Source organism: Candidatus Kinetoplastibacterium crithidii (assembly GCA_027557655.1).
Taxonomy (GTDB): Bacteria; Pseudomonadota; Gammaproteobacteria; order Burkholderiales; family Burkholderiaceae_B; genus Kinetoplastidibacterium; species Kinetoplastidibacterium crithidii_C.
The window spans coordinates 507,825-519,658 of sequence record CP064915.1 but is presented as its reverse complement, the minus strand read 5'-3'; the positions used below and the strand labels follow the sequence as shown (position 1 = coordinate 519,658).

Annotated in this window: 12 protein-coding genes; 10 read left to right on the top strand and 2 right to left on the bottom strand. The window is 30.8% G+C overall.

The window, feature by feature from the left end; translation table 11 throughout:
- The first annotated feature begins 316 nt into the window (after positions 1 to 316).
- On the top strand, positions 317 to 1,231 hold the full coding sequence (locus I1N47_02425; GenBank protein ID WBF65298.1) for an RluA family pseudouridine synthase: 915 nt from the start codon (positions 317 to 319) through the stop codon (positions 1,229 to 1,231).
- A gap of 4 nt (positions 1,232 to 1,235) precedes the next feature.
- Here I1N47_02425 and I1N47_02420 read toward each other — a convergent pair whose 3' ends face one another.
- Entirely contained in the window at positions 1,236 to 1,949 is a 714-nt protein-coding gene (locus tag I1N47_02420) for an SAM-dependent methyltransferase (GenBank protein WBF65297.1), read from the bottom strand.
- Positions 1,942 to 2,550, bottom strand: a complete 609-nt coding sequence (gene maf, locus I1N47_02415) for a septum formation protein Maf (GenBank protein WBF65296.1) — start codon at positions 2,548 to 2,550, stop codon at positions 1,942 to 1,944. The genes I1N47_02420 and maf overlap by 8 nt, the downstream gene beginning before the upstream one ends.
- 222 nt (positions 2,551 to 2,772) lie before the next feature.
- On the opposite strand from maf, the gene rpmF reads away from it, so the two are divergent.
- The 9 genes from rpmF (at position 2,773) to lepA (ending at position 11,834) form a co-directional block, all read left to right on the top strand.
- On the top strand, positions 2,773 to 2,955 hold the full coding sequence (gene rpmF, locus I1N47_02410) for a 50S ribosomal protein L32 (GenBank protein WBF65295.1): 183 nt from the start codon (positions 2,773 to 2,775) through the stop codon (positions 2,953 to 2,955).
- 11 nt (positions 2,956 to 2,966) lie between these two features.
- Positions 2,967 to 3,965, top strand: coding sequence for a phosphate acyltransferase PlsX (gene plsX, locus I1N47_02405; GenBank protein WBF65294.1), 999 nt, complete (start codon positions 2,967 to 2,969; stop codon positions 3,963 to 3,965).
- A 68-nt stretch (positions 3,966 to 4,033) separates the two neighbouring features.
- Complete coding sequence (locus tag I1N47_02400; GenBank protein WBF65293.1) at positions 4,034 to 5,011, top strand: ketoacyl-ACP synthase III; 978 nt, start codon at positions 4,034 to 4,036, stop codon at positions 5,009 to 5,011.
- Between the two features lie 30 nt (positions 5,012 to 5,041).
- Entirely contained in the window at positions 5,042 to 5,974 is a 933-nt protein-coding gene (gene fabD / locus I1N47_02395; GenBank protein ID WBF65292.1) for an ACP S-malonyltransferase, read from the top strand.
- 18 nt (positions 5,975 to 5,992) lie between these two features.
- On the top strand, positions 5,993 to 6,730 hold the full coding sequence (locus I1N47_02390; protein ID WBF65291.1) for a beta-ketoacyl-ACP reductase: 738 nt from the start codon (positions 5,993 to 5,995) through the stop codon (positions 6,728 to 6,730).
- 172 nt (positions 6,731 to 6,902) lie between these two features.
- On the top strand, positions 6,903 to 7,142 hold the full coding sequence (gene acpP, locus I1N47_02385) for an acyl carrier protein (GenBank protein ID WBF65906.1): 240 nt from the start codon (positions 6,903 to 6,905) through the stop codon (positions 7,140 to 7,142).
- Between the two features lie 121 nt (positions 7,143 to 7,263).
- Positions 7,264 to 8,493, top strand: coding sequence for a beta-ketoacyl-ACP synthase II (gene fabF / locus I1N47_02380; GenBank protein WBF65290.1), 1,230 nt, complete (start codon positions 7,264 to 7,266; stop codon positions 8,491 to 8,493).
- Positions 8,494 to 8,566: 73 nt separating this feature from the next.
- A complete protein-coding gene (locus tag I1N47_02375) occupies positions 8,567 to 9,997 on the top strand; it encodes a Do family serine endopeptidase (GenBank protein WBF65289.1) in 1,431 nt (476 codons plus the stop codon).
- Between the two features lie 43 nt (positions 9,998 to 10,040).
- Positions 10,041 to 11,834, top strand: coding sequence for an elongation factor 4 (gene lepA / locus I1N47_02370; GenBank protein WBF65288.1), 1,794 nt, complete (start codon positions 10,041 to 10,043; stop codon positions 11,832 to 11,834).

Here is an 11,834-nt window from a genome sequence, read left to right as displayed (position 1 = left end):
TTATTTTTTGTTTTCCTTTAATATATTCAGATAAATTTATAGTTTGTTTTACTTAAGTTTATTCTCTTATATTTGCTAAGGATTGTGTATAACAAATGTTATTATAAGTACACACAAAATATTTAAATTTAAAATATTTACTGGTAAATACATCAGTATTAATATAGAACCTATTAAATTTGATTTATTGTATCTTATTATATTTTAATCTAAGATTACAGTTTTCTAATTATCATCTTTATAGGTAAATTTCTCTAATTATAAGTCTCTTTCTGTTGCTAGCAAAGATACTTTGATAACTATAATTACTTTTATTGTGAAAAATATAAATATTGATGTAGATAATGAAGGTCAAAGATTAGATAATTTTTTATTAAAGATTTTAAAAGGGGTTCCTAAAAGTCATATTTATAAAATAATTCGCAAAGGAAATATTAAAATTAATAATAAAAAATCAAAAGTTGATTATAAATTATTAGCTAAAGATGTAGTTTCATTACCTAATTTAAGATTACCACAAGCAAATGCAAATGTTACTTTTCCAAAAATAAAGTTTTCTATTATTTATGAAGATGATAATTTTTTTGTGATAGATAAGCCATATGGAATAGCAGTGCATGGTGGTAGTGGTATTTTATTCGGAGTTATAGAACAGCTGAGGGCATGTTATAAAAAAGGTACATTTTTAGAATTAGTGCATAGACTAGATAGAGATACCTCTGGTTTACTAATAGTTGCAAAAAAAAGAAGTTGTTTATTAGAGTTCCATAGGATGTTTAGAGAATCTTTATGCCATAAAAGATATATTGCTCTAGTTAAAGGTAAATGGTTGAATAAAAGACAACATATTAAATTTCCATTAAAAAAATATATTACAAAATCAGGTGAAAGAAGAGTCGTTGTAAGTCCAGAAGGGCAACATGCTCATACTATTGTTGATTTAATAAGACATTATGGTGATTATAGTTTGCTAAATATAAAAATACTTAGTGGTCGTACACATCAAATTAGAGTTCATTTATCACATAGTGGCTTTCCAATTATAGGTGATAGCAAATATGGATCAGAAGAACATGATTTATTTTTTATTCAAAACGGATTTAAAAGAATGTTTTTACATGCGCATGGTTTAAAATTTTTGCATCCTTCAACCAAGGAAATAATTGAATTAGAATCATGTATGCCTGTTGAGTGTGATCGTATCTTAAATATATTAAAATCAAACATATAATTTTTTAAACGTTATCTGCTATGTAGAGAAATATTGTAGGTTTTTTATGAATATTTGGATAATCTTGTGCTCTCCATTGTTTAATATTGAGAGTTTTAATTGTTTCATTTACTGAGTTTAGTTCGCTTGCAATACACAATTTTGTATTTTGGTTGAGAGTAGTAACTAAACTTTCATATAAATGAATATTACGATATGGTGTTTCTATTAAAATTTGTGTTTGATTATTTGCAAGTGATTCTTTTTCCCAATTAGCAATTGTTTTAATTCTTTCTTCTTGTTTTTTTGGTGCATATCCTCTGAAAGCAAAATTTTGTCCATTTAGACCACTGGACATTAATCCTAATATTATGGAAGAAGGTCCAACATAAGGTTTTATTTGTATTCCCATACTGTGTGCAATTTTTACTACTTGTGATCCAGGATCTGCTATAGCAGGACATCCAGCTTCCGAAACTAGTCCTATATCATAGATGTTATCTTGTGATAACCATTTTTCTATTTCAGAATCTTGTGTTTTTTCTGTTATTGTATGGATAGTTATTTCATTTAAAGGATGTTTTAAATTTATTTGTTTTAAAAAAGATCGAGCGGTTTTCGCGTTTTCTGCTATATATATTCTTAAAATAGATGATAATCTTAGTGTTTCTTCTGGAATACAAGCACTGATTAAATTGCTACCTATAGGCACTGGTATTAAATGTAATTTTCTATTCATTTGAATCATAGTCTACAAATAGTGGGTTTATATGAAATTCTTTTAGTATACTAGTCAACTGTATAAGAGATAATCCTAAAATAGCAGTAGGATCGTCACTGTATACTTTTTCTAATAAAACTATGCCTAATCCTTCAGATTTAATGCTTCCTGCCACATCAAAAGGTTTTTCTATTTCCAGATATTTTTTTATAGTTAACTCATCTAGATTCTTAAATTTGCATTCTACAAGTGTTGTTGCTGTCTTTGTAAGCAATCCATTTGTTACGGCTATGGAGTTACTAAAAAATATAGTTTTTCCCGACATGAGCTCTAATTGTTTTTTTGCATTAGAGAAGTTTCCTGGTTTTCCAATATGATGTGTACCATAACCTGCTACCTGATCAGATCCAATAACAATACAATTAGGATTTAGTTCTGAAATTTTTCTTGCTTTATTTAAAGCTAATCTCATAGAAGTTTCTTTTATTGTTTCTTTATCCAAAGCTGTTTCATTTATCTCAGGTGATATACAAATGAAAGGTATTTTTAACTTTGATAAAAGTTCTTTACGATATTTTGAACTTGATGCTAGAATTAATGGTTGAGTATTTTTTTTCATAGATTTGATGGGATATTGTTCTTATATGGTTATTTTTATGTACTAACATATAGTTAGTTTTAATGTTTATTTGATAGTAATTAATTATTATTATATCGTCTCATATATAAATTAAATCACTATAAAGTATTGAATACAAATATATTAATATTCCGGTAGGTCATTAAACATTATGCTATAGTATACTATATAGCATTATACATAATTTTATAGGGAGCTGTCGTGGCTGTTCAACAAAATAAAAAATCGCCTTCTAAAAGAGGAATGCATAGGTCTCATGACTTTCTTAGTCCTGTTTCTACTTCTGTTGATTCTAAGACTGGAGAAATACACTTACGTCATCACATTAGTCCAAATGGTTTTTATAGAGGTAGAAAAGTTTTAACAGTAAAAGAAAATAATTAATTCTATATACTGTGATAAAAATAGCTATTGACTGTATGGGAGGGGATACAGGATTACCTGTTACTATACCGGCTTCAGTTGCTTTTGTTCAGAGGTATTCTGATACTTCTATTTTTTTAGTAGGTTTTGATAATTTAATAAAGAGTTATTTGGATAAAATCCATAATGTACCGTTTAATAGAATCGAAATAATTCCTTCTGAAGAAAGTATTAGTATGGATGACTCTATCGATATAGCTCTCAGAAAAAAAAAGAAATCATCCATGCATATGTCAGCTTTTAGTGTAAAAAATAAATTAGCTGATGCTTGTATTTCTGCTGGGAATACAGGAGCTTGGATGGCTATTTCAAAATATGTTTTAAAAACATTAGAAGGTATAGATAGGCCTGCTATAGCAGCATCTATACCCAATCAGATCGGGAAGTCAACTACAATATTAGATCTTGGAGCAAATGTAGATTGCTCGCCTGATAATCTGTTGCAATTTGCAATGATGGGGGCTGTTTTAGTAAAGAGTATTGATGGTGTAGTTAATCCAAGCATAGGTTTATTAAATGTTGGCTCAGAATTAATAAAAGGTAATAATTTAACTAAAAGTACTTTTGATCTTCTATCTTCAAGTAATTTAAATTTTTATGGAAATATTGAAGGAAATGATATTTTTAGTGGAATTGTAGATATAGTTGTATGCGATGGCTTTGTCGGAAATATAGTTCTAAAGTCTATAGAAGGTTTAGCTAAAATGCTTTCTGTTACTATGCAGGAAGAATTTAAAAAAAATCTATTATCTTTATTCGCAAGTGTTGTAGCAAAACCTGTATTAAATAGTTTGAAAAGAAGAATGGATAATAGGCGTTACAATGGTGCGTCTTTGCTTGGATTAAAAGGTGTGGTTTTTAAAAGTCATGGTTCTGCGGATGTGGTTTCTTTTCATTATGCTTTACGTCGCACTCGTGAAGCAGTATTAAACGGCTTAGTAAATAACATTTCTGTAAATATTAACAGATAGAAAATTTGATAATATTTTATGGTGTTAATATATTTTTTATATAATTAAAGAATTTTGCAGAGATATATATGGGGAATGCAAGGATTATAGGTTCCGGTTCTTTTTTGCCTGAAAAAATTGTTTCTAACGAAGAATTAGCAGCTATCTTGAACTTAAAAGGAATAAAAACTTCTGATGAATGGATTGTACAACGCACCGGTATTTGTCAGAGGCATTTAGCAGATAATATTACAAATAGTTACATGGCTGGGGAAGCAGCTAAATTAGCTTTATTAGATGCTGATTTAAAATCATCTGAATTAGATATGATAATAGTAGCTACTTCTACGTCAGATAATATTTTTCCTAGTACTGCTTGTTTGGTGCAGGCAAATATTCAAGCATATTCAGCATCAGCTTTTGATATACAGGCCGCTTGTAGTGGTTTTGTTTATGCATTGTCAGTAGCTAATAGTTTTATTAGTTCTGGATTTGCAAAAAACATCATGGTAATTGGATCAGAGATATTTTCTAGAATTATAGATTGGAATGATAGGAAAACATGTGTTTTATTTGGTGATGGTGCTGGCGCCTTTGTTCTATCAGAGTCAAATGATTTACATGCTGGCATATTATCAGTAGATTTACAAGCTAATGGAGATTATTCTAATATTCTTCGTGTAGGTAGTCATTTTAATAACTCTTCTATAGCTGGAGATCCTTTTATAAGGATGGATGGGCAAGCTGTTTTTAAACAAGCAATTAATTTCTTAGAAATTTCTGCTCGTAATATTTGTAAAAAATCAAATTTTTTATTGGAAAATATTGATTGGTTTGTTCCTCATCAAGCGAATATTAGAATTATGAATGCATTAGGTCATAAATTAGGTATCGCGATTGATAAATTTATAATTACTGTAGATAAACATGCAAATACATCTGCAGCTAGCATTCCTCTTGCTTATGATTACGCAAGGAAAGACGGTAGAATCAAAAAACATGATATAGTTCTAATGCAAGGTGTAGGTGGTGGTTTTACATGTGGTTCTATACTTGCTGTGGTTTAATATACATATTTTTTTAAATATATAGAATTTATGAAGATTGCTTTTGTTTTTCCTGGACAGGGTTCTCAGTTTGTAGGAATGTTAGATGGTTGGAATGATAATCAGATTATTAAAGACGTCATTTCAATAGCTTCTGATATCTTAGGCCAAGATTTAAATTGTTTAATAAAGAATGGTCCAGTTGAAAATCTAAATCTTACGATAAATACTCAGCCAATTATGTTGGCAATAGGTTTTGCATATTTCTCTGTTTGGAAGTCTTTTGGTAGAAGAATGCCATTCTTAATGGCCGGGCATAGTTTAGGAGAATATACTGCTTTAGTTGCGGCTGAGTCTATGTTATTTGAAGATGCTTTACGTTTGGTGCGAATTCGTGCTGAAGCTATGCAATCAGCTTTTCCTGTTGGATTAGGTGCTATGGCTGCCATCATTGGTCTTAATCCTGATACAGTAATATCTATTTGCCAATCTAATAGTATTGATAGTTATATAGTAGAAGCTGTTAACTTTAATTCTCCTGTTCAGACAGTAGTAGCAGGTCATAAACAGGCTGTAGAGAAAGTATGTAATGAAGCAAAAGATAGGGGTGCTAAGAAAACTGTTTTATTGCCAGTTTCTGCTCCATTTCATTCTTCTTTGCTTAAGCCTGCCTCGCTAATATTGTCACGTTTTATTGGTGATATTACTTTATTATCACCAAAGATTGATATCATTAATAATGTAGATGTTGCTATTTGTAGAAAACCATCTGAAATTAAAGATGCTCTAATTCGTCAAGTTTGGAAGCCAGTACGTTGGGTTGAAATTATAAATAAAATGTCTGCCTTAGGAATTACTCATATTATAGAATTTGGTCCTGGTAATGTTCTATCTAATTTCATAAAAAGAATAGATTCTAATTTATCTGTTATATCAATTAAGGATTCAAGGTCTTTAGATGATAGTTTGAGATTTTTTTATTAATATTGTGTGGTGTCAATTATGGGTTTGAAAGGTAAGGTTGCTCTTGTTACTGGTGCAAGTAGGGGAATAGGGAAGGCAATAGCTAAGGAATTATTGAATAATAATGCATTCGTAGTAGGCACTTCAAGATCTGTAGATGGAGTAGAAGTAATTAATTCAGAATTATCTTCTTTTGGCGGATGCGGGATGGTTTTGGATGCTTCTAACATTCAGAGTTGTGATTTTTTAATGAAGAAATTATCAGAAAAGAAAATATTTCCAGATATTCTTGTTAATAATGCAGGTATTAATAAAGATTCTTTATCTATTAAAATGAAAGAGTCCGATTGGAATGATGTAATTAATACTAATCTTAGTAGTATTTTTTATTTATCTAAGAGATTTATACCTCATATGATGAGGTCCAAATGGGGTCGTATTATAAATATAACTTCTGTTGTTGGTTCAATAGGTAATATTGGTCAAGCTAATTATGCCGCTTCTAAGGCTGGAGCAGAGGCTTTTTCACGTGTTTTAGCTAAAGAGTTTGCCAGAAGAGGTGTTACGGTAAATTGTGTTGCTCCAGGTTTTATAGACACAGATATGACAAAATTATTAAGTCCTGATCATATAGATTCTTTGTTATCACAAATTCCTACAGGACGTTTTGGTCATGTTGATGATGTTGCTTATACGGTATCTTTTTTGGCCAGTTCAAGAGCAGACTATATTAATGGTATTACACTACATGTAAATGGTGGTATGTATATGAATTAGTATATTGTTTTGTTGTAAATTTTGATGAATTGTATATAACAATATACTAAATAGTTTTACGATATTATAATCTACAAATTTACCTATTATAGTTAAATATGTGTTTCATATAATATAATTAGGTTTTGTACTTTAAATGTTTCGCTTATTTTTTACACTTGGAGATAGGTTAATGAATAGTATAGAACAGCGAGTCAAAAAGATTGTCGCTGAGCAGCTTGGAGTTAATGAGTCTGATATTAAGGATAATTCATCTTTTGTAGAAGACCTAGGAGCAGACTCACTAGATATGGTTGAATTAGTTATGGCTCTTGAAGATGAGTTTGAGACTGAGATACCTGATGAAGAAGCTGAAAAGATAAATACGGTACAACAAGCAGTTAATTATATACTTGGTAGCTATAAGCATTAGTATATAACATTTACATATGATATTAAAAATTCATATATTGAAGATAATATTAAATATTTAATATTTAAAGTGGTGTATGAATGATTTCATATGTTGGTATTTTAAATACAAGGAGTTATGCTTGAAACGACGTGTTGTTATTACTGGTCTTGGTGTAGTTTCTCCAGTAGGAAACAATTTAGAAACAGCCTGGAAAAATATTATTAGTGGTGTTTCTGGAGTTGGTAAGATAACTAAATTTGATTCTTCTGAAATGCCTTGTCAGATAGCTGCTGAGGTATCTAATTTTGATATAGGGCAATATATTTCTTTAAAAGAGTCTCGTCATATGGATACTTTTATCCATTATGGCATTGCTGCATCTAGTCAAGCTTGGAATGATAGTGGATTGGTAGTTAACGATACAAATGCTGAGAGGATAGGAGTTTTAATAGGGTCAGGTATAGGTGGATTACAAAAAATTGAAGAAACTCAAAAAGAAGTTTTAAAAAGAGGTATAAAAAGAATATCTCCTTATTTTATTCCAGCTTCTTTAATTAATCTAATTTCTGGGCAGGTTTCTATTAAATATGGATTTAAAGGTCCTAGTTATGCTGTGGTTTCTGCTTGTACTACAGGTTTACACTCTATAGGTAATGCTGCCAGAATAATTAGTTATGGTGATGCAGATGTTATGTTGACAGGTGGTGCTGAATCTACAGTTTCCCCCTTAGGTGTAGGAGGGTTTTCTGCTATGAGAGCTTTATCTACTCGTAATAATTCTCCAGAAACAGCCTCTCGTCCATGGGATATAGATAGGGATGGATTTGTGCTTGGAGAGGGGGCAGGTATTCTTGTATTAGAAGAGTATAATCATGCTAAAAAAAGAGATGCCCGCATATATGGAGAGTTAACTGGGTATGGAATGAGTTCTGATGCATTTCATATTACATCACCAGATAAATATGGTCCAAGTAAAGGTATTGAGAATGCTTTAAAAGATGCCTCTTTGAACTTTGATGCTATTAATTATGTCAATGCTCATGGAACATCTACTGTTTTAGGTGATAAGAATGAAACTGAAGCTTTAAAACATGTATTTGGTGCTCATGCTAAAAAGCTAGTAGTGAATTCCACTAAATCTATGACAGGTCATTTATTAGGAGCTGCTGGTGGAGTTGAAGCTGTTTTTACAGCTATGGCTGTCTATAGTAGCATATCTCCTCCTACTATAAATATTTTTAATCAAGATCCAGATTGTGATCTAGATTACTGTGCTAATGAAGCAAGAGATCTAAATATTAATTTCGCTATTTCCAATTCTTTTGGATTTGGTGGAACTAATGGAACAATAGTTATTGCTAAAGTATAGTTATAAATATTAGTTCCATTAGTTAATCTTTTACAGTTTTTTTAATAACAATTTATTCTCTTGGAGATTTATTGTGAATAGTATAATTTTATTTCGAAAGAGAATATGCTTTTGTTTTATGATGGTATTTTTATATTCGTTATGCATAACGAATATTTTTGCAGCAGACAGTAGTAATGAAAATACAAGTTTAGTATCTTTGCCAGATTTTACGAAAATTGTAGAAAAATTAGACTCTTCTGTGGTTAATATACGTACAATGACTAATGTGAGTGAAATTTTTCATGGTAGTAATGATCCATATGAAGTATTTAGATGGTTTTTTGGTCCACATGTACCTTCTTTACCGCATGGTAATAATCAACAGCCTTTAGATGAGAAAACTCCTAAAGGTTTAGGATCTGGATTTTTTATTTCTAACGATGGATATATTTTAACTAATAATCATGTTACATCAGATGCTAGTGAAATTCTTGTTACCTTAGCAGATGGTAGGGAATTTATCGCAAATTTGGTGGGAGCAGATGATAGAACGGATATTGCTTTACTTAAAATTGATGTAAAAAATGTAAATCCTATTCCAATAGGTGACGTCACTACAGTCAAAAAAGGTCAATGGGTATTAGCTATAGGATCACCATTTGGTCTTGATTCTACTGTTACTGCAGGTATTGTGAGTGCAATAGGTCGTGATACAGGTGATTATTTACCTTTTATACAAACTGATGTTGCTGTTAATCCTGGAAATTCCGGTGGCCCTTTATTAAATTTGAAAGGAGAGGTTATTGGGATTAATTCACAAATAGTATCTAGAAGTGGTGGATTTATGGGCATTTCTTTATCTATACCTATAGATGAAGCAATGAGAGTTGTTCATCATTTAAGAGTTTCAGGTAAAGTTATAAGAGGTCGTATTGGGGTTCAAATATCTGAAATTAGCAGACAAGTTGCAGATGGGTTAGGTTTGCCTAAAGCTCATGGAGCTTTAGTTACTAATGTTGAAATTTCTGGTCCAGCAGATAAAGCTGGTATTCAAGCTGGTGATGTGGTATTAAGATTTGATAATGAAGAAATAAAAAAATGGTCTGATTTGCCAAGAATTGTAGGACAAACAAAACCTGGAAAAATTTCTGAAATTGAGATTTTAAGAAGAGGTAAAAAAATAAATGTTAAAGTAAAAATTGGTGAGATTTCCAATGAAGCAGTTCCTTTACATCTTAAATATGCAAGTTCTAATAAATTTGGATTAGAAGTAGTTGATCTTTCACAAGAAATGAAGGCTAGTCTACGTATAACTGGTGGCGTATTAATCAAAGGTATTAATGGTCCATCATTAAAAGCAGGATTAAAAGTTAATGATATTATAATAGCGATCAATGATGAAAATATAAAAGATGTTAGTCATTTTACTAATTTTCTTGCTAAGACTAATAAAAAAACTTTCCTGTTATTAGTTCGGCGAGGTGATCAGACTCAATGGATGCCAATTAAGTTGGTTGACTAGTTATTATATATGTGACTTTATTAATTTTTGATAGTTTTAAAAAATGAATTTAATACGTAATTTTTCTATTATAGCTCATATAGACCATGGAAAATCAACTTTAGCAGATCGTTTAATAGAAAAATGTGGAGCTCTTGTAGATCGTGAGATGTCTAATCAGGTTCTTGATTCTATGGATATAGAAAAAGAGCGTGGTATTACAATTAAGGCCCAAACAGTTGCCTTAAATTATAAATCACGAAATGGTATTTTATATAAATTTAATATGATTGATACTCCTGGACATGTTGATTTTTCTTATGAAGTAAGTAGATCATTGTCAGCATGCGAAGGAGCATTATTAGTTGTTGACGCATCACAGGGAGTCGAAGCTCAAACTGTAGCTAATTGTTATACTGCAATTGATCTAGGTGTAGAGGTTCTGCCTATTTTAAATAAAATAGATTTGCCACAGGCAGATCCAGAAAATGTGATTCAAGAAATAGAAGATTTTATTGGATTAGATTCGAGCAATATTATTTTAGCTAGTGCCAAAAATGGTGTTGGTATAGAAGAGATTTTAGAGTTAATAGTTGCAAAGGTTCCTCCACCAGTAGGTGATATATCTAAACCTTTACAAGCTTTGATTATTGACTCTTGGTTTGATAGTTATATAGGAGTAGTTGTTTTAGTAAGGATAGTTAATGGAGTACTTAAGCCTAGAGATAAGATCTTATTTATGTCTAATAAAATTAGTCATATGTGTGAACAAGTAGGGATCTTCACTCCTAAGTCAGAATATAGAGAGTCTTTATCTGCAGGTGAGGTTGGTTTTGTAATTGCTGGTATAAAAGATCTAAAACATGCTCAAGTTGGTGATACTATTACAGCATTTGATAATCAGGCTACTAATTCTTTGCCAGGATTTAAAATTGTTCAGCCACAGGTATTTGCAGGTTTATATCCAGTTGAAAGTTCTGAGTATGAGTTCTTGCGTATTTCTTTAGAGAAATTAAAGTTGAATGATGCTTCTTTAGTTTTTGAACCAGAAGTATCACAAGCCTTAGGTTTTGGATTCAGATGTGGTTTCTTGGGGCTATTACATATGGAAATAGTGCAAGAAAGATTAGAAAGAGAATTTAGTATGAATATTATTACTACAGCTCCTTCTGTAATATATGAAGTCCAAAGAAAGGACGGTAGTATAGAATTGATAGATACTCCATCTAAAATCCCTGCATTAAATTCAATTAGTGAAATTCGTGAGCCTATTGTTAAGGTAAGTTTATTTTTACCTCAAGACTATGTTGGCGCAGTAATGACTCTTTGTAATGTTAAGAGAGGTATTCAGATTGATATGTCTTATCATGGACGTCAAGTTAATTTGATTTATGAAATACCTCTTGCAGAAATAGTTCTAGATTTTTTTGATCGATTAAAATCTATTTCTCGAGGTTATGCGTCTATGGATTATGAGTTATTGGCTTATAGAGCAGCTGATGTTGTTAAGGTTGATATTATTATTAATGGAGATTATATAGATGCTTTATCAATGATAGTTCATAGATCTGTTGCAAGATATAGAGCAAGAGAAATTGTTTCTAAAATGAGAGAGATTATTCCAAGACAAATGTATGATGTTGCTATACAAGCTGCAATAGGATCAGAGGTTATTGCTCGTGAAAATGTAAAAGCTTTAAGAAAGAATGTTCTAGCTAAATGTTATGGTGGTGATATTAGTCGCAAGAAAAAGTTATTAGAAAAACAAAAAACAGGTAAAAAAAGGATGAAAAATATTGGAAGTATAGAAATTCCTCAGGAAGCTTTTTTAGCTATTCTAAAAGTTGAAGATAGATAA